The 21,419-nt window shown below is 72.1% G+C and carries 23 protein-coding genes and 1 pseudogene; 10 read left to right on the top strand and 14 right to left on the bottom strand.

What is annotated here, in order from left to right:
• Positions 1 to 327 precede the first annotated feature (327 nt).
• The 6 genes from EWH70_RS15770 to EWH70_RS15745 are packed head-to-tail and all read right to left on the bottom strand — an operon-like array spanning position 328 to position 6,416.
• Positions 328 to 1,188, bottom strand: a complete 861-nt coding sequence (locus tag EWH70_RS15770; RefSeq protein ID WP_130476142.1) for an aminoglycoside 6-adenylyltransferase — start codon at positions 1,186 to 1,188, stop codon at positions 328 to 330.
• A gap of 9 nt (positions 1,189 to 1,197) precedes the next feature.
• Entirely contained in the window at positions 1,198 to 2,124 is a 927-nt protein-coding gene (locus EWH70_RS15765; protein WP_130476141.1) for an acyl-CoA dehydrogenase family protein, read from the bottom strand.
• The gene (locus EWH70_RS15760; protein WP_130476140.1) at positions 2,121 to 2,954 is read right to left on the bottom strand and encodes an acyl-CoA dehydrogenase family protein; all 834 of its coding nucleotides are present in this window, start codon (positions 2,952 to 2,954) and stop codon (positions 2,121 to 2,123) included. Before EWH70_RS15760 ends, EWH70_RS15765 begins: the two co-directional genes overlap by 4 nt.
• The gene (locus EWH70_RS15755; RefSeq protein WP_130476139.1) at positions 2,951 to 4,075 is read right to left on the bottom strand and encodes an acyl-CoA dehydrogenase family protein; all 1,125 of its coding nucleotides are present in this window, start codon (positions 4,073 to 4,075) and stop codon (positions 2,951 to 2,953) included. Before EWH70_RS15755 ends, EWH70_RS15760 begins: the two co-directional genes overlap by 4 nt.
• Positions 4,075 to 4,914 carry an enoyl-CoA hydratase gene (locus EWH70_RS15750; RefSeq protein WP_130476138.1) on the bottom strand — a complete coding sequence of 280 codons (840 nt, stop codon included), beginning with the start codon at positions 4,912 to 4,914 and terminating at the stop codon, positions 4,075 to 4,077. The genes EWH70_RS15755 and EWH70_RS15750 overlap by 1 nt, the downstream gene beginning before the upstream one ends.
• Positions 4,911 to 6,416 carry a FadD3 family acyl-CoA ligase gene (locus tag EWH70_RS15745; protein WP_130476137.1) on the bottom strand — a complete coding sequence of 502 codons (1,506 nt, stop codon included), beginning with the start codon at positions 6,414 to 6,416 and terminating at the stop codon, positions 4,911 to 4,913. The genes EWH70_RS15750 and EWH70_RS15745 overlap by 4 nt, the downstream gene beginning before the upstream one ends.
• A 70-nt stretch (positions 6,417 to 6,486) precedes the next feature.
• On the opposite strand from EWH70_RS15745, the gene EWH70_RS15740 reads away from it, so the two are divergent.
• From EWH70_RS15740 to EWH70_RS15720, 5 genes are read left to right on the top strand one after another with little or no spacing between them, the layout of a single operon-like run.
• Complete coding sequence (locus EWH70_RS15740; RefSeq protein WP_130476136.1) at positions 6,487 to 7,626, top strand: acyl-CoA dehydrogenase family protein; 1,140 nt, start codon at positions 6,487 to 6,489, stop codon at positions 7,624 to 7,626.
• Positions 7,623 to 8,390, top strand: coding sequence for an SDR family oxidoreductase (locus tag EWH70_RS15735; protein WP_130476135.1), 768 nt, complete (start codon positions 7,623 to 7,625; stop codon positions 8,388 to 8,390). The genes EWH70_RS15740 and EWH70_RS15735 overlap by 4 nt, the downstream gene beginning before the upstream one ends.
• Positions 8,383 to 9,018 carry a TetR/AcrR family transcriptional regulator gene (locus EWH70_RS15730; RefSeq protein ID WP_130476134.1) on the top strand — a complete coding sequence of 212 codons (636 nt, stop codon included), beginning with the start codon at positions 8,383 to 8,385 and terminating at the stop codon, positions 9,016 to 9,018. The genes EWH70_RS15735 and EWH70_RS15730 overlap by 8 nt, the downstream gene beginning before the upstream one ends.
• Positions 9,019 to 9,021: 3 nt before the next feature.
• Entirely contained in the window at positions 9,022 to 10,176 is a 1,155-nt protein-coding gene (locus EWH70_RS15725) for an acetyl-CoA C-acetyltransferase (protein WP_130476133.1), read from the top strand.
• 1 nt (position 10,177) lies between these two features.
• Positions 10,178 to 10,735 (top strand): sugar O-acetyltransferase, encoded by a 558-nt coding sequence (locus EWH70_RS15720; RefSeq protein WP_130476132.1) that lies wholly within the window; start codon positions 10,178 to 10,180, stop codon positions 10,733 to 10,735.
• Positions 10,736 to 11,341: 606 nt separating this feature from the next.
• Here the strand turns inward: EWH70_RS15720 and EWH70_RS15715 are convergent.
• From EWH70_RS15715 to EWH70_RS15695, 5 genes are read right to left on the bottom strand one after another with little or no spacing between them, the layout of a single operon-like run.
• Positions 11,342 to 12,142, bottom strand: coding sequence for an alpha/beta hydrolase (locus EWH70_RS15715; RefSeq protein ID WP_130476131.1), 801 nt, complete (start codon positions 12,140 to 12,142; stop codon positions 11,342 to 11,344).
• Between the two features lie 8 nt (positions 12,143 to 12,150).
• Positions 12,151 to 13,209: an NAD(P)H-dependent flavin oxidoreductase gene (locus EWH70_RS15710; RefSeq protein ID WP_130476130.1), complete on the bottom strand. Its 1,059-nt coding sequence runs from the start codon at positions 13,207 to 13,209 to the stop codon at positions 12,151 to 12,153.
• Complete coding sequence (locus EWH70_RS15705; protein ID WP_130476129.1) at positions 13,206 to 13,931, bottom strand: CoA-transferase subunit beta; 726 nt, start codon at positions 13,929 to 13,931, stop codon at positions 13,206 to 13,208. Before EWH70_RS15705 ends, EWH70_RS15710 begins: the two co-directional genes overlap by 4 nt.
• Entirely contained in the window at positions 13,928 to 14,791 is an 864-nt protein-coding gene (locus EWH70_RS15700) for a CoA transferase subunit A (protein ID WP_130476128.1), read from the bottom strand. Before EWH70_RS15700 ends, EWH70_RS15705 begins: the two co-directional genes overlap by 4 nt.
• Positions 14,781 to 15,533, bottom strand: a complete 753-nt coding sequence (locus tag EWH70_RS15695) for an enoyl-CoA hydratase family protein (protein ID WP_130476127.1) — start codon at positions 15,531 to 15,533, stop codon at positions 14,781 to 14,783. Before EWH70_RS15695 ends, EWH70_RS15700 begins: the two co-directional genes overlap by 11 nt.
• Positions 15,534 to 15,605: 72 nt before the next feature.
• On the opposite strand from EWH70_RS15695, the gene EWH70_RS15690 reads away from it, so the two are divergent.
• Genes EWH70_RS15690 through EWH70_RS15680 form a run of 3 tightly spaced genes read left to right on the top strand, consistent with a single transcriptional unit; the run spans position 15,606 to position 17,780 of the window.
• Positions 15,606 to 16,367 carry an SDR family oxidoreductase gene (locus EWH70_RS15690; RefSeq protein ID WP_130476126.1) on the top strand — a complete coding sequence of 254 codons (762 nt, stop codon included), beginning with the start codon at positions 15,606 to 15,608 and terminating at the stop codon, positions 16,365 to 16,367.
• Positions 16,364 to 17,257 (top strand): SDR family oxidoreductase, encoded by an 894-nt coding sequence (locus EWH70_RS15685; protein WP_130476125.1) that lies wholly within the window; start codon positions 16,364 to 16,366, stop codon positions 17,255 to 17,257. The genes EWH70_RS15690 and EWH70_RS15685 overlap by 4 nt, the downstream gene beginning before the upstream one ends.
• A 31-nt stretch (positions 17,258 to 17,288) precedes the next feature.
• Complete coding sequence (locus EWH70_RS15680) at positions 17,289 to 17,780, top strand: pyridoxamine 5'-phosphate oxidase family protein (protein WP_130476124.1); 492 nt, start codon at positions 17,289 to 17,291, stop codon at positions 17,778 to 17,780.
• Positions 17,781 to 17,948: 168 nt separating this feature from the next.
• Here the strand turns inward: EWH70_RS15680 and EWH70_RS15675 are convergent.
• Both EWH70_RS15675 and EWH70_RS15670 read right to left on the bottom strand, forming a co-directional pair.
• A pseudogene (locus EWH70_RS15675) lies at positions 17,949 to 18,185 on the bottom strand (response regulator); the annotation flags it as partial.
• Positions 18,186 to 18,232: 47 nt separating this feature from the next.
• Complete coding sequence (locus EWH70_RS15670) at positions 18,233 to 19,096, bottom strand: NAD(P)-dependent oxidoreductase (protein ID WP_130476123.1); 864 nt, start codon at positions 19,094 to 19,096, stop codon at positions 18,233 to 18,235.
• Between the two features lie 83 nt (positions 19,097 to 19,179).
• On the opposite strand from EWH70_RS15670, the gene EWH70_RS15665 reads away from it, so the two are divergent.
• Positions 19,180 to 19,515 carry a winged helix-turn-helix transcriptional regulator gene (locus EWH70_RS15665; RefSeq protein ID WP_205669137.1) on the top strand — a complete coding sequence of 112 codons (336 nt, stop codon included), beginning with the start codon at positions 19,180 to 19,182 and terminating at the stop codon, positions 19,513 to 19,515.
• Between the two features lie 34 nt (positions 19,516 to 19,549).
• The gene (locus tag EWH70_RS15660; RefSeq protein WP_130476276.1) at positions 19,550 to 20,176 is read left to right on the top strand and encodes a GNAT family N-acetyltransferase; all 627 of its coding nucleotides are present in this window, start codon (positions 19,550 to 19,552) and stop codon (positions 20,174 to 20,176) included.
• On the opposite strand, the gene EWH70_RS15655 is transcribed toward EWH70_RS15660, so the two are convergent.
• Positions 20,171 to 21,316, bottom strand: coding sequence for a steroid 3-ketoacyl-CoA thiolase (locus tag EWH70_RS15655; protein WP_130476121.1), 1,146 nt, complete (start codon positions 21,314 to 21,316; stop codon positions 20,171 to 20,173). The genes EWH70_RS15660 and EWH70_RS15655 overlap by 6 nt on opposite strands.
• Between the last annotated feature and the right edge of the window lie 103 nt (positions 21,317 to 21,419).

Genomic DNA, 21,419 nt, shown 5'->3' with positions numbered 1-21,419 from the left:
GCCGATCGGGTCAGCCAGAGGCTACCGCGAGGGCGTCGGCGCGTGATCTCGATGCCGTGAAGGGGGCTTTCACGGCATAGTCGGCTGCCTGGCGGGTGGGCTGGAAGACAGAAGTCAGGAGGTGTCGCCGCGCGGCAGCCTCAGCGGACCCAGCACGCCCGGCAGCCCCACCGGCCACCCCGAACGAGACCACATCGGGTCAACGTCACTGCTACGAACGGCACTTTGGTTGCGCAACGCGCAACCAAAGTGCCTTTGGTAGCACCGCCGGACGCCCGATCGCCCGGACTTCACCAGGGCCCGGGCATGAGACGCCGTGAGGCCCCTTCACGGCAAGGAGCGGGCCAGGGCGTCGATGTGGGCGGCCACCTTGTCCGGCAGGTCGGCGCGGGGTGGGAAGCCGCAGCGGGCCGCGACCTCGGCCGAGACGTCCCGGAACAGCGCCGTCGTCACCCGCAGTGCGCGCAGGCTGTCGGCCGCGTCGAAGTGCCCGAACGACGCCCGCACCCGGTCGTACAGTTCCGTCGGCAGCCACTCGTCCATGTGGTGGCCGATGTGCCAGACGTCCGGCGGCCCCGACGGGCCGGTGGCGGCGTACCACTGGAGCATCCGCAGCAGGAACTCCTTCATGGTGTTGTCCCGGAACTTCACCACCCACAGGTCGCCGCGGGCCAGGTACACCGGAATCTGCGTGGCCTCGAACCAGAACTCGTCCAGCGCCTCGTCGAACTCCTCGCGGGTCGGCCGCGCCGGGACCGGAGCCGCCCCGGTGGGCGCCGCGAGCCCGGCCGTGACACCGGCCTTGTCCAGGTGGACGACGTAGCCGCGCTGGTAGAGGTCGTCCAGTCCCTCCGCCAGCCTGCTCAGGCGTTCGGGCCCGGCCAGGGTGAAGTCCACCTTGCGCCCGCCGGCGTAGACGACCAGGCGCGACGCCCAGTCGTCGTCCTCGGGCTCGGGCTCCGGGTCGGTGGACACCGACACCAGTTCGGTGCCGAACCGGTCACTCCACTCCCGGTCGGCCGCCAGTTCGCGCCAGCCCGGCCCGATCAGCTCGATGTCGAGGTCGGAGTAGGCGTCGACCCGGCCGTCCCGGCGGGCCCGAGAGCCCGTCTGCACGACGGCCACGATCCGGTCGTCGGTCTTGGCCCAGTCGAGGATGTCCGCCAGCAGCTGTTCTGGATCTTCCACATCACCACGCTAGCCGAGCAGCCGCCGCAGGTGTTCGCGCGGCGGCCCGAACAGTTCCAGCCCCACGTAGGCACGCTTGAGGTAGCGGTGCGCCACGTGGTCCCAGGTGATGGCGATCCCGCCGTGCAGCTGGATCATCTCCGCCGCGACCGTGGCGAACGCCTCGGAGCAGTACGCCTTCGCGGCGGCCGCGAGCGCCGGTTCGGTTGCCGCGTAAGCCATCGAGCGCGCGGTCTCCACCAGGACGTACAGGTCGGCCATCCGGTGCGCCAGCGCCTGGAACGACCCGATCGGCCTGCCGAACTGCGTGCGCTGCTTGGTGTACTCGACGGTGATCTCCAGCGCCCGGGCCGCGGATCCGGCCTGTTCGGCGGCCAGCACCGCGCACGCGGTGTCGCGTACCGTGTCCGCGGCGAAGTCGCCGAGCCGCCGGGCGGGTGCCGCGGCGAACTCGATCGTCGCCAGGCCGCGGGTCTCGTCCAGGGCCGGCGTGTGCTGCCGCTGGACGCCGGGGTCGACCTCGTACAGGCCCACCCCGTGCTCGTCGCGGGCGGCGGCCAGCACGATCTCGGCCGTGTCCCCGTCCAGCACCAGGGTGGCCGTACCGTCCACAGTGGACCCCGACGCCCGCAGTCCACCCTGCGCCAGACAGCCGACGGTACCCTCGGCCAACTGCGACAGCACCTCACCGGCGCCGCAGGCCGACGCCGCCGTGACCGCCAGCACCGCCGAGCCCAGGAACGGCACCGGCGACAGCACCCGGCCCGTCTCCTCGGCGACGACCTGCCAGGCTGCCAGGCCGGCGCCCGCGCCGCCGTACTCCTCCGGCACGCCCAGCCCGGCCACACCGACCTGCTCACACAGCGGTCCCCACGGCTGGTCGTGCTTGGCCAGCACGGCCCGCACCGTGTCACGCAGGTCGTCCAGCTCGCTCACAACGTCTCCAGCACCCGCGCCCGGTGGAACGCCTGATCGCCCCAGGACGTCAGCAGCGCCCGGACCTTCGTCAGCCGCGACCCCAGCGGGTGCTCGGCCGTGTAGCCGATGGCGCCGTGTACCTGCAGCCCCGTCCTCGCCGCGAGGTAGGCCGCGTCCGCGCAGGCCACCTTCGCCGCCGACACGTCGCGGGGCGCCAGTGTCAGCGCCGCGGCCCACAGCAGCGGCCGGGCCAGCTCCACCGCGGTCGCCACGTCGGCGAGCAGATGCTTGACCGCCTGGTTCTGCCCGATCGGCCTGCCGTACTGCTCACGTTGCCGCGCATAGGACACCGACGTCTCCAGCAACCACTGCCCGGCCCCGAGCAGCTGCGCGGCCGTGGCCAGCGTCCCCAGCTCGACCGCCCGCGGCACGTCCGGCTCCCCGGCCACCGGCTCACCCGGGATCACCTCGAACAGTGACCGCGACGGATCCACCGACGGCAGGCGGCGGCCCGGGGTGAACGTCCGCAGCCCGTCCGGGCTCACCAGCAGCCGCACCTCGGCGACGTCGGCGTCCAGCGCGTAGGGGACCAGCGACGGCACGGCGACCGAGGTCAGCGCGACCCCCGGCCGCAACGCGGGCGCCACGGCGGCGGAGTCCACCAGCGGCCCCGGCACCGCGTGGAAACCCAGCCGCTCGAACGCCATGACCAGCGCCACCGGATCGTCGTCCAGCTCGACCAGGCCCAGTTTCACCAGCCCAGGCCACACTTCACCGTCCACATCGGATAGATAGGCGTCCAGGCTGGCGGCGAACGCCTCGTGCTCTGCTTCCGGCAGGAACCTCATCGTGGCAGCCCCAGCAGCCGTTCGGCGACCGTGTTGCGCTGGATCTGGTCGGTGCCGCCGTAGATGGGGCCGGCGAGCGCGAACAGCCAGCCGTCGGTCCACTCCGCCGACGGCTCGGGGCCCAGCAGATCCAGCGCCGTCTCGTGCATCTGCAGGTCCAGCCGTGACCAGTGCAGCTTGCCGACGCTGGACTCCGGGCCCAGCGTCCCACCGGCCGCCAGCCTGCTGGCTGTGGCGTAGGTGTGCAGCTGGTAGGCCCGCGCGCCGATCCAGGCGTCGGCGACCCGCTGCGCCAGCGCCGTGTCGTCCCGGCGGGGACTCGACCGCCACAGCTCGGTCAGCCGCCTCGCGGTCGCCAGGAACCTCCCGGGGCTGCGCAGCGACATGCCGCGCTCGTTGTTGGCCGTGGTCATCGCCACCCGCCAGCCGTCGCCCGGCTCGCCGATGACGTCGGCGTCGGGTACGAACACCTCGTCGAAGAAGATCTCGGCGAACCCGGTCTCGCCGTCGAGCTGGGGGATGGGCCGCACGGTGACGCCGGGTGCGCGCAGGTCGACCATCAGGTAGGACAGGCCGCGGTGCCGCCGGGCCTCCGGATCGGTGCGGAACAGGCCGAACGCGCGGTCGGCGAACGCGGCGCGGGAACTCCAGGTCTTCTGCCCGGACACCGACCAGCCGCCGTCGACGCGGCGGGCGCGGCTGCGCAGGGCGGCGATGTCGCTGCCCGCGTCGGGCTCGGACCAGGCCTGTGCCCAGATCTGCGCACCGGCGGTCATCGGCGGCAGGATTCGCTCGCGTTGCTCGCCGGTGCCGTGCGCGAACAGTGTCGGGCCGAGCATGGCGATGCCGTTCTGGTTGACCCGTCCCGGTGCGCGCGCGGCGTAGTACTCCTCCTCGAACACCAGCCACGCCACCAGCGACGCGTCCCGCCCGCCGTAGACCTCCGGCCAGGTCACGGCCGACAGCCGGGCCGACGCCAGCGTCGACTCCCACTCGCGGTGCGCGGCGAAGCCCTCGGCGGTGTCGAACGACGGCAGCGGCCGCGTGGGCACGTGCGTGGCCAGCCACTCCCGCACCTCGTCGCGGAACGCCAGCGTCGCGGCGTCCAGGTCGAGGTCCATCAGCCCCTCCTGCCGGCGTCACGCATGCTGCGGGCGTCCTGCCCGCCCAGCGAATCGCCGCCGGAGACCTCGGAGTTGTGCGCGTGGGCGAAGTGGTGCAGGCCGAACACGGAGTCCATTCCGGACCGCATGCCCATCAGGTCCTCGGCCTGATTGACCGCCTTCTTCGCCAGCGCCAGCCCGAACGAGGGCATCTCGGCGATCGTCCCGGCCAGCTCCAGGGTGGCGGTTTCCAGCTCGGCCCGCGGCACCACGCGGTTCACCATGCCCCACGCCAGCGCCTGCTCGGCGGAGAACCGCTTGCCGGTGAACAGCACCTCCTTGGCGGCGCGGGGGCCGAGCATCCACGGGTGGGCGAAGTACTCGACGCCCGGAATCCCCATGCGTACCACCGGATCGGCGAAGAACGCGTCGTCGGCCGCGACGATCAGGTCACACGTCCAGGCCAGCATCAGCCCGCCTGCCACGCAGGCCCCCTGCACGCTGGCGATCACCGGCTTGGGAATCTCCCGCCAGCGTCGGCACATCCCCAGGTACACCTCGGACTCGCGGGCGAACCGGCGGTCGCCGCCGTCGCGGTCGGCGTGGTCCCACCACATCACCGCCCTGCGGTCGAACGAGGTGTCGACGTCGCGTCCCGGCGAGCCGATGTCGTGCCCGGCGCTGAAATGGTCGCCTGCTCCGGCCAGCACGATCACCTTGACGCCGGGGTCGTCGACCGCGCCGGTGAACGCGTCGTCCAGCGCGTAGGTCATCGCGGAGTTCTGCGCGTTGCGGTACTCGGGCCGGTCCATGGTCACCAGCGCCACCGGTCCCCGCCGTTCGTAGCGCACCGTCATCCGCCGTCCCCTTTCCGCAGCTCGCGTTTGAGCACCTTGCCCGACGCGTTGCGCGGCAGACTGTCGACGAACTCGACCTGCCGCGGCACCTTGTAGTTGGCCAGCAAGCGTTTGCAGTGCCCGATCACGTCCGAAGTGGACACCGTGACACCGTCGCGTATAACGACATATACCCGGCCGATCTCGCCGAGCCGCTCATCCGGGACGCCGACGACCGCGGACTCCACGACTCCGTCGAGGCGGGCGAGGGCCTGCTCGACCTCGGCCGGGTAGACGTTGAACCCGCCGCTGACGTACATGTCCTTGATGCGGTCGGTGATCGTCAGGTTGCCGTGCTCGTCGAGCCTGCCCGCGTCGCCGGTGTGCAGCCAGCCGCCCGCGTCGATCGCCTCGGCGGTCGCCGCCGGGTCGTCGAGGTAGCCCAGCATCAGATTGGGCCCGCGCAGCAGGATCTCGCCGTCGGCCGCGACCCGCACCTCGAACCCGGCCGCGGCACGGCCGGACGTGGTGGCCACGGTCTCCGGCGGATCGCCGGGACGGCACATGGTGGCCACGACGGCCTCGGTGAGCCCGTAGGCGGTCAGCACGGTGTCGAAGCCCAGCTCCGAGCGCATGCGCTCGACCAGCGTCACCGGCACGGTCGCCGCACCGGTGACGGCCAGCCGCAGGCTGGACAGGTCCGTGCCCGGCCGGTCCGGGTGATCGAGCAGTACCTGGTAGATCGTCGGCGCGCCGGGCAGCACGGTCACGCGTTCCCGTTCGATCAGGCGCAGTGTGGCCGCCGGGTCGAAGGTGAGCTGCGGGATCAGTGTGACGCCTGCGGTCAGCGCGGCCAGGATGCCTGCCTTGTAGCCGAAGCTGTGGAAGAACGGGTTGACCACCAGGTAGCGGTCACCGTGGGCGAGCCCGCCCAGTTCGGCCCAGGCGCGGGCCACGCCGAGCGTCGCGGCGTGGCTGCTCATCGCGCCCTTGCTGCGGCCGGTGGTGCCCGAGGTGAACAGGATGTCGGCGACGTCCTCCGGTCCCACGGTGGCCTCGGCTTCGCTACCGGCCAGGTCGGCCCATTCGGTGACGCCCGGCTCCGGCTCCGGCTCGCCCTCCACCGGGATGCGCAGCACGGGCGGCAGGTCCGTGGCGCCTGCCTCGCGCAGCGCGGCCAGCCGGTCGACGCCGAGGAAGGGGCCGGCGACGACGAGCACGGCGGGCCGGGTGCGTTCGACGATGTCGAGCATCTCCGGGCCGGTGAACCGGGTGCTGACCGGCACCAGCGTGGCACCGGCCCAGGACACCGCGAGCGCGGCGACGATCCAGTGGTGGGTGTTCGGCGAGCACAGCACGATCCGGTCGCCCGGCCGGACGCCGGCGGCGGCGTAGAACCGCGCGCACGTCCGTACCCGGGCCGCCAGCTCGGCGTAGGTCAGCCGGACGGGCCCGTCCACGACGGCCTCGGTGCCGGCGAACCGCTGCGCCGCGTCGGCGAGTGCGGCGGGAATCGTTTCCACGACAGCTCCCTAGCAAGTGCTTGGTAGGGTACTCTACGCATCAGCGCTGCCGTTGACCAGAGGAGCCGGGGTGGACGCCGAGTTTCGCAGTGAGATCCGGGAATGGCTGGCTGGCAACCTGGCCGGTGAGTTCGCGGGGCTGCGTGGCCTGGGCGGGCCCGGCAGGGAGCACGAGGCGTTCGAGGAGCGCCTGGCGTGGGACCGGCATCTGGCGGCGGCGGGCTGGTCGTGTGTCGGCTGGCCTGCCGAGCACGGTGGCCGTGGCCTGACGCTGGAGCAGCAGGTGATCTTCCACGAGGAGTACGCCAGGGCGAACGCGCCTGCCCGGGTCAGTCACGTCGGGCAGGAGCTGCTCGGGCCGACGTTGATCGCGCTGGGCACCGACGCGCAGCGGCGCCGCTTCCTGCCGCGGATCGTCGCGGTCGACGAGCTGTGGTGCCAGGGCTACTCCGAGCCGGACGCCGGTTCCGACCTGGCCGCCGTCGCCACCGCCGCCACGCTGGACGGCGACGAGTGGGTGCTGCGCGGGCAGAAGGTGTGGACGTCGCTGGCCACCGTCGCCGACTGGTGTTTCGTGCTGGCCCGCACCGAGCCGGGTTCGAAGCGGCACCGCGGGCTGTCCTACCTGCTGGTGCCGATGCGTCAGCCGGGTGTCGAGGTCCGGCCGATCCGGCAGCTGACCGGCACCAGCGAGTTCAACGAGGTGTTCTTCGACGGCGCCCGCACCGCGGCCGATCTCGTCGTCGGCGAACCGGGCGAGGGCTGGGCGGTGGCCATGGCCACGCTCGGGTTCGAACGTGGCGTCGCCACGCTCGGGCAGCAGGTCGGGTTCCGCAGGGAGCTGACCGCGCTCACCGAGCTGGCCAGGTCCAACGGCAGCATCGACGACCCGGTGATCGCCGACCGGCTGGCCAGGGCGTGGATGGGCCTGGAAGTCATGCGGGCACACGCCGTGCGCACGCTGGGCGACACCGCGCCGGGCGTGGCGGAGGTGTCGAAGCTGGTGTGGGCCAACTGGCACCGCGACCTCGGTGAGCTGGCCATGGCCGTGTGCGGGCCGTCGTCGCTGCCGGCAGGCGGGGACGCGGACGAGTGGCAGCGGCTGTTCCTGTTCAGCCGCGCCGACACCATCTACGGCGGCTCCAACGAGATCCAGCGCAACATCATCGCCGAGCGGGTGCTCGGCCTGCCGAGGGGGTACCGCCCGTGATCCCGCTTCCGTCGTATCCGGCCGGCCGCGATCTGTTGCGCGACAAGGTGGTCGTGGTGACCGCGGCGGCCGGTACGGGTATCGGTTCGGCCGTGGCCCGGCGCTGCGTGGAGGAGGGCGCACGGGTGGTCGTCAGCGACCGGCACGAGCGGCGGCTGGCCGAGGTGGCCGCGGAACTCGGCGAGGTGCACGCGGTGCCCTGCGACGTGACCGCCGAGGACGACGTGACGGCCTTGGTCGAGGGTGCGGTGGAGCGGTTCGGCCGGATCGACGTGCTGGTCAACAACGCGGGTCTCGGCGGCAGCAGGTCCATTGTGGACATGACGGACGAGGAGTGGTCCCGGGTCGTCGACGTGACGCTGACCGGGACGTTCCGGGTCACCCGCGCCGTGCTGCGGCGGATGATCGAGCAGGGTGGCGGGGGAGCGGTGGTCAACAACGCGTCGGTGGTGGGCTGGCGGGCGCAGGCCGAGCAGGCCCACTACGCGGCGGCCAAGGCCGGGGTGATGGCGCTGACCCGCTGCGCCGCCGTGGACGTCGCGCGGCACGGCATCCGGGTCAACGCGGTCGCGCCGAGTCTGGCCACCCATCCGTTCCTGGCGAAGGTCACCAGTGAGGAGCTGCTGGAGGACCTGGCCCGGACGTCGGTCGCGGGCAGGGCGGCGCAACCGTGGGAGGTCGCGAATGTCATCGTGTTCCTCGCCAGCGACCACGCCTCCTACCTGACCGGCGAGGTCGTGTCCGTGTCCAGCCAGCATGCGTGAGGTAGCCGACGTGAACGCCAAGCCCACCCCCGCCACCGGACGGCGTGCCGAGCTGCTCGCCATCGCCGCGCGGCTGTTCGCCGAGCGCGGGTTCGTCTCGACCACCGTGCGCGACATCGCCGACGAGGCGGGCATCCTGTCCGGCAGTCTCTACCACCACTTCGACTCGAAGGAGTCGATGGCCGACGAGATCCTGACCGGGTTCCTGGACGAGCTGTTCGGCCGCTACGCCGAGATCGTGGCCGCCGACCTGGGGCCGCGCAAGACGCTGGAGGCGGTGGTGACGGCGTCGTTCGACACCATCCACCGCCGCCCGGCCGAGGTGGCGATCTACCAGAACGAGGCCGGGCACTTGGCCAAGCTGCCCCGGTTCTCCTACCTGGACGAGCGCAACACCGAGTTCCGCAAGCTGTGGAACGACATCCTCACCGGCGGGGTGGCGGACGGGACGTTCCGCGCGGACCTGGACGTGGAGCTGGTCTACCGGTTCATCCGCGACACGGTGTGGGTGGCGGTGCGCTGGTACAACCCGCGTGGCGCGTTGTCGGCCGAGGCGGTGGCACAGCAGTACCTGGGGATCCTGCTCGACGGCATCGCCAGCAGGCGGCGGCCGGTGAAACGGAGGTAGCGGATGGGCACGGCTTACCTGATCGACGCGGTGCGGACCCCGGTGGGACGGCGGGGCGGGGCGCTGGCGGGCACGCATCCCGCGGACCTGGGTGCCGCGGTGATCAGGGCGGTCGTGGAACGCAACGACCTGGATCCGGCGCTGGTCGACGATGTGATCTTCGGCTGTGTGGACACCCTGGGCCCGCAGGCGGGCAACATCGCCCGCACGGCGTGGCTGGCCGCGGGGTATCCGCACCACGTGCCGGGGGTGACCGTGGACCGGCAGTGCGGGTCGAGTCAGCAGGCGGTGCACTTCGCCGCGCAGGCCGTCATGTCCGGCACGATGGACCTGGTGCTGGCCGGCGGTGTGCAGAACATGAGCGCCATCCCGATCAGCGCGGCGATGCTGGCGGGACGGGAGTACGGCTTCGACGATCCGTTCGGCGGATCGGCGGGGTGGCGTGAGCGGTACGGCGACGTGGCGGTGTCGCAGTTCCGCAGTGCGGACATGATCGCCGAGCACTGGGACATCTCCCGTGCGGCGATGGAGGAGTTCGCGTTGTCCAGCCACCGCCGGGCGGTGGCCGCCGCCGGGGAGGGGCGGTTCGACGCCGAGCTGGTGCCGGTGGCGGGTCTGACCAGGGACGAGGGGCCGCGGCCGGACACCAGCCTGGAGAAGATGGCGGCGCTGCCCGCGTTGAGCGAGGGGTCGCGGCTGTCGGCGGCGGTGGCCAGTCAGATCTCCGACGGTGCGAGTGCGGCGCTGGTGGCGTCGGAGGAGTTCGTCACCGAGCACGGGATCACGCCGCGGGCCCGGATCCATCATCTCGGCGTGCACGGTGCCGACCCGGTGTGGATGCTGACCGGGCCGATCCCGGCGACGTCGCGGGCGTTGCGGCGCACCGGGTTGCGGGCGGCCGACATCGACCTGTTCGAGGTCAACGAGGCGTTCGCCAGCGTGGTCCTGGCCTGGCTGGAGGAGACGGGGGCCGATCCGGAGCGGGTCAACGTCAACGGCGGCGGTATCGCGCTGGGCCATCCCATCGGCGCCACCGGGACGAAGCTGCTGGCCACGCTGTTGCACGAGCTGGAACGGCGGCGGGGCCGGTTCGGTTTGCTCACCATGTGCGAGGGCGGCGGGACGGCGAATGTCACGATCATCGAGCTAGTGTCGTGACATGGGTGAGCACAAGGACCGCATGCTGCGGGGCGAGCTGTACAAGGACAGCGATCCGGATCTGGTCGCCGAGCGCCGCCGGGCGCAGGGGCTGATCGACCGGTTCAACGCCACGTCCGCCGAGGAGACCGGCCTGCGTGACACGCTGCTGCGGTCGCTGCTGGGCAAGCTGGGCGAGGGTTCGTGGATCATGCCGAGGTTCCAGTGCGACTACGGCTATCTCATCGAGATCGGCTCGAACAGCTTCCTCAACTACGACGCGATCCTGCTGGACTGCGCGAAGATCACCATTGGTGACGACGTGTCGATCGGGCCGCGGGTGCAGTTGCTGACGGCGTTGCATCCCATCGAGGACCACGAGGCGCGGCGGCAGCGGTGGGAGAGCGCGGCGCCGATCACGATCGGGAACAACGTGTGGTTCGGCGGCGGGGTCACCGTCTGCGCCGGTGTGACGATCGGCGAGGACACGGTCGTCGGCGCGGGCAGCGTGGTCACCCGCGACCTGCCGTCGAAGGTCCTGGCCGTCGGCAACCCGGCCCGCGTGATCCGTCAGCTCTGAGCCGCGAGTCCGCTGGTCGTCAAAGCACGTGAAGGCCACCTTCACCACGTGACACGTCAGGGTCCCGGCAAAGTCGGTGTCCAGCGGGGTGGGCGGTGGTCCCGACCGCAGAACTCGCATTCCTGAACGCAGAACTTGCGTGCGTGAGCGCAGAACTCACGATGTGGACGCCGGTGCTCCCGTGGCGCTGGTCGCCCGTGTGACCGGCCCGCTCGCGCGAGTCGTCCGTTCCGGACCCGCGAGTTGTCCGTTCCCGCCCGGCTGGTTCCACTGTCCGGCGCGCCGGTTCCGGATCGCGAGACGTGGGCCTGAGGTCAAGCTCGTGAAGGCCACCTTCATTACGTGTGACGTGGTGATGGTGGCCTTCACGAGCTTCGCGTGACCCACTATCTCACGATCTGGAACCGGAGTGCCGGTCAGTGGGATCCGGTTGGCGGGAACGGACAACTCGCGGGTCCGGAACGGACGACTCGCGCGAACGGGCCGCTCACGCGGGCGCCCGACGCCACGTGTCCCCAATGTGGCATTGGGGTACTTGAACTCCCCCAATGTGGCATTGGGGGCCTTGGCCGGTGGCGGGGCGGCCTCGTTCGTGGTGACCGGCGGTCAGGGGGTCAGCTCGGCGAGCAGGGACTTCAGGGTCTCGGCGAAGCGGGGCGCGTTGCGCTGGGGCGCCAGGTGGGCGCCGGGTACCTCGACGAACGGCATGCCCAGCTCGACGGCCAGCGCCCTGGCGGGGCGGTAGTGGTAGTAGCCGCGGCTGCCCTCACCCGCGGCCGGGGTGATCTCGACGCCGGACTTGCGCAGCGCGGGCAGGTCCGGCTCGTAGCCGTAGAACTCCCGGATCTCCCTGGCGAACAGGACTTCCCACTCGCGCTGGTTGGGCAGCCGGACGGCCCGCAGGTCGGGCAGTCCGGCGCCGGCCAGCGACTGGACGAAGCCGGTGAACGCCCCGAACACGTCACCGGAGGCCGCCCGCTCGACCTGGTAGTCGGCGAAGTCCAGCCATTCGTCGGCGTCGGGCAGGAGGGTGACGGCGGGTGGTTCGTGGGCGATCAGCCCGGTGACGACGCCGGGGTGCCGGGCCGCCAGGTCCAGGCCGATCAGCGCGCCGGCGCTGGTGCCGAACACCAGCGCCTGGTCGAAGCCGAAGTGCTCGATGACCGCACGGGCGTCGTCGGCCTGGGTGGCGACGGTCAGCGGGCCGGTCGTCCGGTCGGTGCTGGCGAAGTGGGCGCGGCGGTCGTAGGTCAGCACGGTGTACTCGTCGGCCAGCCGCGCGCTCAGTGCCCGGTAGCTGGACGCCCCGCCCAGGCCGCCCGCGACGAGCAGCAGCGCGGGGCCGGAACCGGCCCGCCGGACGTGCAACTCGCCGTGGTCGACCAGACACATGCCGTCCTGCTGCATGGGGGCAGTCAAGCACAGGGCGAGGCGGCTCCGGCACCCAGCCTGCGCAGGATTTCCGTGGCATCGCCCACGATCCGTTCCACCAGCTCGGCGACGGTGGGCAGGTCGTCGAGCAGCCCGACGACCTGCCCGGACGCCAGAACCCCGGCGCCGGTGTCACCGTCGACGAGCCCGGCCCGCAGCAGCATCGGCGTGTTCGCCGCCATCACCAGCTGCGCCCAGGTGCGTTCGCCACGCATCGCCAGTCCCTCGCGGACCAGCGCGGACCAGGACAGCCCGGTCAGCTTCCGGAACCGGGCGGCGTTGCGGACGGCGGCCAGCAGCGCGCGGACCCGGCCGGCCTGTTCGAGGGTGTCGACCAGCTCGGTCCGCAGGACTCGGTGTGGCAGGCCGTCGACCTTCCTGGTCACCACCGTGCCGTCGAGCCCATGATCGAGGTAGAGCCGCTTGACGGCGTCGGGGACGGTGCTTTCCCTGGTGAGCAGGAACCGGGTGCCCATGGCGACCCCGGCCGCGCCGTAGGACAGTGCCGCGGCCAGGCCGCGGCCGTCGAAGAACCCGCCGGCGGCGATCACCGGGATGTCCACGGCGTCGAGCACGGACGGCAGCAGCAGGGTGGTCGCCACGCCGCCGGTGTGCCCGCCGCCCTCCCCGCCCTGGACGATGACCGCGTCGGCGCCCCAGCCGGCGACCTTCACCGCGTGCCGTGCCGCGCCGACCGACGGGATCACGACCGTGCCGGCCTCGCGCAGCCGTTGGATCAGTTCCGGCCGGGGTGCCAGCGCGAACGAGGCCACCCGCACGCCGTGTTCGATGAGCAGGTCGACGCGGCGTGGTGCGTCGGCGGCGTCGGCCCGCAGGTTGACGCCGAACGGTTCGCCGGTGCGGGCCTTGGTCTCGGTGATGGCGGCGGCCAGTTCGTCGAACGTCATCGTGGCCGAGGCGAGGATGCCCAGGCCGCCGGCTTCGGCGGTCGCGGCGACCAGCCGTGGCCCGGCGACCCAGCCCATCCCGGTCTGCACGACCGGATGGCGGATGCCGGCCAGCTCGGTCAGCGCGGTCCTCATCCCGGGACCTCCTTGTCCCGCAGCGACTTCGGATCCAGCACCGTCCGCAGCAGGCGCAGTTCCTCGCCGGTCGGTGCCCGGGTCTCGGCGACGTCGGTGGTGTCCAGTTCGAATCCGGTGGCGGCACGCACCTCGTCGACGGTCACGCCGGGATGGACCGACACCAGCCGCGGGGCGTGGCCGGGGCCGCCGAAGTCCAGTACCGCGAGGTTGGTGACCACCCGGTGGACGTCGTGGAACCGTTGCCCGGCCGCGGCGGCGCGGGCGAAGCCGACACCGGAGACGACGTCGACGTGGTCGACGAACACGCGGGTGCTGTGCCGGGGGACCCAGTAGCTGGTGCGGTGGTTGACGGTGTTGCCCGGTCCGCCGCGCACCCCGAGCAGTTGCCGGGTCGGCCGGGCGTGCTCGCCGATGGCGGAGATGTTCTGGTTGCCGTGACGGTCGAGCTGGTTGGCGCCCATCACGACGTGCCGCCTGCCGTGCGGCACGACGGTGTCCAGGACGGTGCGGAACGGCAGCCAGCCCTCGACGACGGCGTCGCCGGTCACCAGGCAGGCCTGCCCGTCGGACAGCAGCAGGTCCGGCTCGAACGTCAGCCGCGCCAGCCGGGCGCCCAGCGACGGCAGCAGGCCCATGGGGCTGACCAGGATCTCGCCGTCGCCGCGGAACAGTTCGGCGCAGGCCACGGCGGCGACCTCGGCACGGCTGGCTTCGCTCACGCCGCCTCCTCCTCGAATTTGTCCACTTCGGACAGATAGTCGGCTTCGCCGCCGGAGAGGAACCGGTCGGCGAACTCCGGCCAGCGCTCGGGGTCCTTGGCGCAGGCGGCGTAGTGCCGTTGGAAGCGTTCGTCGCGGTCGTAGTCCGGGACGGCGGTGGTGAAGTGCGCGCCCCGGGGAGCCTCGACCACGCCGTGCACGAGCCCGCGGTGCAGCAGCAGGCTCTGCAGGGGGCCGCCTTCGGTCAGCTCGGTGGTGCCGACGATCTGCTCGGCCGAGACGTAGCAACGGTTCGCCGCGAGCGCGAACAGCTGGTCGAAGTAGGGGTCCGGGCCGAGGTACTGGGCGTTGCCGCGGGCGTCGGCTCGGTTGAGGTGCAGCAGCGCGGCGTCCAGCCGCAGTGCGGGGACGGCGAGCAGTTCCTCGCCGTCGGCGTAGGGGGACACGACGGTACGCAGCCCGGGGTTGAGCGTCATGACGTCGGAGCCCAGCCCGGCGCGGGTGGGCAGGAACGGCAGCCGTTGCGCCGCTGCCGACAGCGCGGTGCCGAGCACGCCCTCGTCGTACTCGGTGACGGTGATGGCGCCGGACTGGCGTGCCCGGCCGAACCACGGGTCGTAGGCGACGGTGTCGAGGGTGACGAACCCGAACACCAGGTGCCGGATCCGGCCCGCGGACAGCAGCAGGCCGACGTCGGGCCCGCCGTAGGACACGACGGTCAGGTCGGTCAGCCGGGACCGCAGGATGGCCCGCACGAGCGCCATGGGTTTGCGCCGCGAGCCCCAGCCGCCGATGCCGATCGTCATGCCGTCGCGGAGTTCGGCGACGGCCTCGTCCAGGGTCATGCGCTTATCGGGCATTCTCACCGTCCAGGAATCGCTGCCGTGCGCCGTCGGCGACGCCGGCCAGGTTGAGCTCGAACGTGAACCCCTGCTCGAAGCGGTAGCTGCGGTGCACCGGCTGCGGGTCGATGCCGTTGATGGCCTGCTTGGCCGCGCGGATCACCCTGGTGTCCTTGGCCGCGATCCGTTCCGCGACCTCGAGCGCCGTCGCGTCCAGCTCGGCGCGGGGCACGACGGCGTAGACCGAGCCGTGGTGGTGCAGCTGGTGGGCGTCGACGGTGCTGGCCGTGTAGTACAGCGCGCGCATCAGGTGCTGCGGGACCAGCCGCGCCAGGTGGGTGGCCGCGCCGAGCGCGCCGCGGTCGACCTCGGGCAGGCCGAACGTGGCGTCGTCGCTGGCGACGACCACGTCGGCGTTGCCGACCAGCCCGACTCCTCCGCCGAGGCAGAAGCCGTGCACGGCGGCGATCACCGGCACCGGGCAGTCGTAGACGGCGGCGAACGCGACGGCGCAACCGTGGTTGGCGCCGATCAGCGCGCCGTAGCCGCTGTCGCGCTGGATCTCCTTCAGATCGACCCCGGCGTTGAACCCTCGGCCTTCCGCGCGCAGCACGACGACGTGACACGACGGGTCGGTTCCGGCTGTCGTGACGGCGTCCGCGAGATCCAGCCAGCCCTGTGCTGTCAGGGCGTTCACCGGCGGTTCGTCCACGGTCACGGTGGTGACGCCGGGCTGGGGTCGGTCGGTGATGATGGGCATGTCCGCCTCTCGCCAAACCTAGCACTTGCTTGGTAGGTTAGCAGGCGGACAGCGGTCCCGGGAGGTCTGCGGATGACTCTGCAACTGCGGCTCGACGGCGCCGTCGTGCTCGTGACCGGCGGAACCCGGGGGGTGGGTGCCGGGATCGCCTCGGCGTTCACCCTGGCCGGTGCCACGGTGGTGACCTGCGGGCGCACGCCTCCGGAGTCACCGGGCGATGTGGAGTTCCACGCCTGCGACGTGCGTGAGCCGGATCAGGTGGAGCGGCTGGTCGGGACGGTCGCGCAGCGGCACGGCGGGCTGGACGTCCTGGTGAACAACGCGGGTGGCGCGCCGTTCGCGGATGCCGCGACGGCGTCGCCGCGGTTTCACGATCGGGTCGTGGCGTTGAACATGCTGGCGCCGCTGACCGTGGCCCGGTGGGCGAACTCCGTGATGCAGCAACAGGATTCGGGTGGTGCGATCGTGAACGTCAGCAGTGTCAGCGGGGTGCGGCCCTCGCCGGGGACGGCGTCCTACGGTGCGGCGAAGGCGGGGTTGAACAGCCTGACGGCGTCGCTGGCCGTGGAGTGGGCGCCGAGGGTGCGGGTGAACGCGCTGGCGGTGGGGATGGTGCGGACGGAGCGTTCGGAGCTGCACTACGGCGACGCCGCGGGTGTGGCCGAGGTGGGCCGGACCGTCCCGTTGGGACGGTTGGCCGAACCGGAGGAGGTCGGTGCCTGTGCGGTGTTCCTGGCTTCCCCGCTGGCTTCCTACGTCAGCGGTGCGACGCTGGCCGTGCACGGCGGCGGTGAGGTGCCGGCGTTCCTGGCCGCCGCGGGGGTGAACCGGTGAGCGGCAGGGTGGTCGTGGTGACCGGCGCCGGGCGGGGGCTGGGCCGGGCGCACGCGCTGGCGTTCGCCGCGCGGGGTGCGCGGGTGGTGGTCAACGACATCGGTACCGGCCTGGACGGCAGTGGCCGCTCGACGGGGCCGGCGGCGGACGTGGTGGCCGAGATCGAGGCGGCGGGCGGGCAGGCGGTGGCCAACGGCGACGACGTGGCGGACTGGGCGGGTGCGCGGAACCTGGTGGACACGGCGGTCCGGGAGTTCGGCGGGCTGGACGTGCTCGTCAACAACGCGGGGTTCCTGCGGGACCGGATGCTGGTGAACCTGTCCGAGCAGGAGTGGGACGACGTGGTGCGGGTGCATCTGAAGGGGCACTTCGCGCCGTTGCGGCATGCCGCGGCCTACTGGCGGGCCGAGCACAAGGCGGGCAGGCCGCGTGCGGCGCGGGTGATCAACACCAGTTCCGGCGCGGGCCTGCTGGGCAGCGTGGGGCAGGGCAACTACTCGGCGGCCAAGGCGGGCATCGCCGGGCTGACCGTGGTGGCGGCGGCGGAGCTGGCTCGTTACGGGGTGACGGTGAACGCGATCGCGCCGGCGGCGCGGACCCGGATGACCGAGGCGACGTTCGCGGAGACGATGTCCGCGCCCGGTGCGGGGTTCGACGCGATGGCGCCGGAGAACGTGTCGCCGCTGGTGGTGTGGCTGGGTGGCGAGGAGTCCGCCGGGGTGACCGGGCGGGTGTTCGAGGTCGACGGCGGCCGGGTGTCGCTGGCGCGCGGCTGGCGGCACGGCCCGGTGCGGGACAAGGGTGCCCGCTGGGAGCCGGAGGAGCTGGGCCCGGTGGTGGCGGAGTTGCTGGCGGAGGCGCCGGATCCGGAGCCCGTCTACGGAACGTGAGACTGTCGGTGTCGGGTGCGATGCTGACCGGATGGTGAGCTGGCAGGCATTCGAGGAGGAGGCCGCCGGATTGGCGGCGGTGGTGAAGGCGCGGTTCACGGCGGCGGAGACGCACGTGCTGGCGACGTTGCGCGCGGACGGCAGCCCGCGGGTGAGCGGCAGCGAGGTCGATTTCCGCGGGCCGGATCTGTTCGTCGGGTCGATGCTGGACGCGGTGAAGGCGCGTGACCTGCGCCGGGACGGGCGGTGTGCGATTCACGCGCATCCGTCCGACGTGACCGGCGAGGACGGCGGTGACGCGAAGCTGGCCGGGGTGGCGGTGGAGGTGACCGATCCGGAGGAGGTCCGCCGGCTTCAGGGCCACGACATGCCGAGTCACCTGTTCCGGCTGGACCTGACCGAGGTGGTGCTGACGTCGGTGGAGGGCAACGCCCTGGTCATTCGCCGGTGGCGGCCGGGGCAGGAGCCGGTGCGGCTGGAGCGGCCGGACAACGGTCCGGTGGTGCGGGTCGGCTACCGCTGAGGTCAGCGGTTTTCCCGAACGTGCTGTTGCTCGTCCATTCGGCCCAGCCCTGCCGGTCGAGTTCGATGGCCGCGGGGATCAGTGCGGCCAGTGCGCATGCGACCGCGACGGCGATCGCCACGACACGTGCCCGGTTCATGCGGCGACCTCCGTCCGGCGCTGCCTGCGTTCGAACGGCTTGACCAGGTAGTCGTCGGCACCGGCGTCGAGGCCGGCGACCCGGTCGGGTGTCCGGGTGCGGGCGGTCAGCATGAGGACCGGGATCCGGTTGTCCTCGGCGCGCAGCACCCGGCAGACGCCGCCGTCCGCGACCGTGACCACCCGGTAGCCCTCGAGTTCCAGTGCCCGTGCCAGCGATTCCCGGATGGCCCGGTCGTCGTCGGCCAGCAGCACGGTGCTCGTCATGCACCGATCCTCGCCGATCGTGGTGAGAGCCGGGTAAGAGTTGCCGGTCAGCGCAGCAGCAGGTCCACCACGCCGGTGGTGCCCTCGTCGCCGTGGCCGTCGTCGAGGCGTTGCCGCATGAGCCGCATGAACGGGGTGAGCAGTTCGGGGCTGACTCCCTGTTCCTCGGCGGTGCGCAGCAGGGTGGCGTTGCCCTGCGTCATCATGGCCAGGTTCGACGTGACCCCGGCGGTGTAGTCGCCGGTGGCCAGGTGCTCTGCGATGCCGTGCGCGTAGCCCGTCATGGCGGTGAGGTAGCCGGAGAGCAGGCCGGCCAGGTCGCGTGGGGGAATGTTCTCCTTGCGCACCAGCGCGAACGCGTGCGTCACTCCGGCGAACATGCCGGTCATCGCGCTGAGCAGTGCGACGTCGTGCAGTGCGGCGAATCCGGGGTCCTCGCCGACGTAGTTGGTCGCGGCGGGGACGGCCAGGGTGTCGCGGTGGGCGTCGAACGCCTCGGCGGAGCCACTGTAGAACACGTACGCGCCGGGTGTGCCGATCATCGGCGGTACGGCCATGATCCCGCCGTCGAGGAAGCGCGCGCCGCGTGCGGTGGCCCATTCGGCGAGTGCCCGTGCCTCGCCGGGACTGCTGGTGGTGAGGTTGACCAGGTCCTTGCCGGTGAGGTCCACGCCGTCGAGAGTGGCGCGAACGGACCGGTCGTCGAGCAGGCAGGCGACGACGAGACCGTTGGCGGCGACCGCGTCGGCCACGTCGGTGGCGACGACGGCGCCGCGGGCGGCGTGTGGCGCGGTGCGTCCGGGGGTGCGGTTCCAGACGGTGAGGTCGTGGCCGGCGGTGAGCCACGCGGAGGCGAGCGCGCTGCCCATGGCGCCGAGGCCGAGCAGCGTCAGCGGGGAAGTGTCGGTCATGCCGGTTAGGCTCGCGCCGCTGGTGGAGATGGACAAGTACGCACTTCGGAGTGGGTGCTTTCGGCGGGGAAAGGGCGGTGGCGGTGGGCAGGCCTGGGGCGGACGAGTGCGGGACGGACGCGGCGCTGGAACTGATCGACGGCAAGTGGAAGGTGTCGTTGTTGTGGGTGCTGGGTACGGGGCCGGTGCGCTTCGGTGAGCTGCGGCGTGCGTTGCCGGGCATCACCGAGAAGGTGCTCGCGTCGCACCTGCGGGAGCTGGAGGCGGACGGCCTGGTGCATCGTGCGGCCTACGACGAGGTACCACCGCGGGTGGAGTACTCGCTGACGCCGCTGGGCCGGTCGCTCAACCAGGCACTGGAGCCGCTGGGGGCGTGGGGGCGGGAGCATCTGCTCGGCACACCGGTGGGCGCCGCGTAGCGCTTCCGGGGCAACGCTATTGTCGTCGCCGATGATGCTGCAGACGTGGCGGTCCGCTGCTCCGGCTTCGCCCTACCCGGTGGGGCGCAAGGTCAGGCTGCGCGAGATCGAGGCCGTGGATCGCAGGACGCTGGCCGGGTTCGACCGGGATCTGGCCGGTTCCGCCGGGGCGGCGGGGTACCGGCACTGGGCGGCGCACCGGGGCGACGGTGATCTGCGGTTCGCCATCGAGACGTTGCGGGGCGGGATGGTGGTCGGGTCGATCTCGGCCGGTCCGGTCGACTCGCGTTCCGGCTGGTTCAGCTACGGCATCGGGATCGGGGAGCCGCATCGGCGCTGCGGTTACGCCTCGGACGCCATCACGGTTCTGCTCGCGTACATGTTCGGGCGGGGGTACCGCAAGTGCGAGGTCAGCGTCTACGGCGGCAACGTCGCGTCGCTGGCGTTGCACGGGACGCTGGGTTTCCGCGAGGAGGGCCGGCTGCGCGACGTGGAGATGCGGCGGGGCGAGATCCGCTATGTCGTGCGGATGGGGATCACCGCGGTGGAGTTCGCCGGGCTGCACCCGGACTTCATCGCGCCGGGCGGGCCCGATCTGCCCCGCCGGGGCAGGCACTGGCGGCCGCGGGGTGGCCGGCACCGGCTGGCCGACGCGTTATAGCCGTTCCAGCACTGTCGCGGTGGACAGTGCGCCGCCCGCGCACATGGTGACCAGTGCGGTGGCCGCGTCGCGTCGTTCCAGTTCGTGCAGTGCGGTGGTGAGCAGCCGGGTTCCGGTGCTGCCCACCGGGTGACCGAGTGCGATGGCGCCGCCGTTGACGTTGACCCGGTCCGGGTCGGGCTGGTGCACCTGCTGCCAGGAGAGCACGACGGAGGCGAACGCCTCGTTGACCTCGAACAGGTCCGGGTCGGTGATCGTCATGCCCGCCTTGGCGAGCACGCGTTCGGTGGCCTGCACCGGGCCGTCGAGGTGGTAGTAGGGCTCGGCGCCGACGAGGACCTGGGCGCGGATGCGGGCACGCGGTCGCAGCCCGAGTGCCCTGGCGCGGCTGGCGTCCATGAGCAGGACGGCCGACGCGCCGTCGGAGATCTGCGAGGACGTTCCCGCGGTGTGCACGCCGCCGTCGAGTACGGGCTTGAGTGCGGCCAGGCCGTCGGCGGTGGTCTCGCGCAGGCCCTGGTCCCTGCTGATCAGGTCGGTCCCGCCCTCGGGCCGGGGTGCCTTGACCGGGACGACCTCGCGGTCGAACCGGCCCTGTTCCCAGGCCGCCGCGGCCTTGGCCTGGGAGGCGACGCCGAAGGCGTCCACGGTGCCGCGGTCGAGCCCGCGCCTGCGGGCGATGCGTTCGGCGGCTTGGTACTGGTTGGGCAGGTCGATCGACCAGGTGTCGGGTTTGGGGGTACCGGCGTCGGTGCCGCGGTTGGCGCCGAGCGGCACGCGGCTCATGGCCTCGACCCCGCAGGCGATCCCGACGTCGATGGCGCCCGCGGCGATGAGGCCGGCGATCAGGTGGGTGGACTGCTGTGCCGAGCCGCACTGGGCGTCGACGGTCGTGGCGCCGGTGGTCTGCGGCAGGCCGGCGTGCAGCCAGGCGGTCCGGGTGACGTTGCCGGACTGCTCGCCCGCCTGGGTCACGCAGCCGCCGATAACCTGTTCCACCTCGGCCGGGTCCAGGCCTGCTCGTTCGAGCAGGGCGGCCTGGGCGGCGCCGAGCAGTTCGGCGGCGTGCAGGCCGGACAGCCATCCCCTGCGCCTGCCGATCGGCGTGCGGACGGCCTCGACGACAACGGGGTCTCCCACGGCGTCCTCCTGGGCTCGGGTAAGCGGCTACTCAGAAAGTAGAACACGTTCTCGATTTGAGCAAGGTGCAGCCTGGTCAACCGCCATTCGAGGTGTCATGCGG

Origin of the sequence: Amycolatopsis suaedae (assembly GCF_004214935.1) — a bacterium.
Lineage (GTDB): Bacteria > Actinomycetota > Actinomycetes > Mycobacteriales > Pseudonocardiaceae > Amycolatopsis > Amycolatopsis suaedae.
The sequence above is the reverse complement of the archived record's forward strand: the minus strand, read 5'-3'. Positions and strand labels throughout refer to the sequence as shown.

What these genes read in the sequence shown, in the direction of transcription:
- EWH70_RS15760 (WP_130476140.1), bottom strand. Translation starts at nt 2,954, where the DNA reads ATGAGGTTCCTGCCGGAAGCAGAGCACGAGGCGTTCGCCGCCAGCCTG.
- EWH70_RS15755 (WP_130476139.1), bottom strand. Translation starts at nt 4,075, where the DNA reads ATGGACCTCGACCTGGACGCCGCGACGCTGGCGTTCCGCGACGAGGTG.
- EWH70_RS15750 (WP_130476138.1), bottom strand. Translation starts at nt 4,914, where the DNA reads ATGACGGTGCGCTACGAACGGCGGGGACCGGTGGCGCTGGTGACCATG.
- EWH70_RS15730 (WP_130476134.1), top strand. Translation starts at nt 8,383, where the DNA reads ATGCGTGAGGTAGCCGACGTGAACGCCAAGCCCACCCCCGCCACCGGA.
- EWH70_RS15725 (WP_130476133.1), top strand. Translation starts at nt 9,022, where the DNA reads ATGGGCACGGCTTACCTGATCGACGCGGTGCGGACCCCGGTGGGACGG.
- EWH70_RS15720 (WP_130476132.1), top strand. Translation starts at nt 10,178, where the DNA reads ATGGGTGAGCACAAGGACCGCATGCTGCGGGGCGAGCTGTACAAGGAC.
- EWH70_RS15715 (WP_130476131.1), bottom strand. Translation starts at nt 12,142, where the DNA reads ATGCAGCAGGACGGCATGTGTCTGGTCGACCACGGCGAGTTGCACGTC.
- EWH70_RS15710 (WP_130476130.1), bottom strand. Translation starts at nt 13,209, where the DNA reads ATGAGGACCGCGCTGACCGAGCTGGCCGGCATCCGCCATCCGGTCGTG.
- EWH70_RS15700 (WP_130476128.1), bottom strand. Translation starts at nt 14,791, where the DNA reads ATGCCCGATAAGCGCATGACCCTGGACGAGGCCGTCGCCGAACTCCGC.
- EWH70_RS15695 (WP_130476127.1), bottom strand. Translation starts at nt 15,533, where the DNA reads ATGCCCATCATCACCGACCGACCCCAGCCCGGCGTCACCACCGTGACC.
- EWH70_RS15690 (WP_130476126.1), top strand. Translation starts at nt 15,606, where the DNA reads ATGACTCTGCAACTGCGGCTCGACGGCGCCGTCGTGCTCGTGACCGGC.
- EWH70_RS15680 (WP_130476124.1), top strand. Translation starts at nt 17,289, where the DNA reads ATGGTGAGCTGGCAGGCATTCGAGGAGGAGGCCGCCGGATTGGCGGCG.
- EWH70_RS15670 (WP_130476123.1), bottom strand. Translation starts at nt 19,096, where the DNA reads ATGACCGACACTTCCCCGCTGACGCTGCTCGGCCTCGGCGCCATGGGC.
- EWH70_RS15660 (WP_130476276.1), top strand. Translation starts at nt 19,550, where the DNA reads ATGCTGCAGACGTGGCGGTCCGCTGCTCCGGCTTCGCCCTACCCGGTG.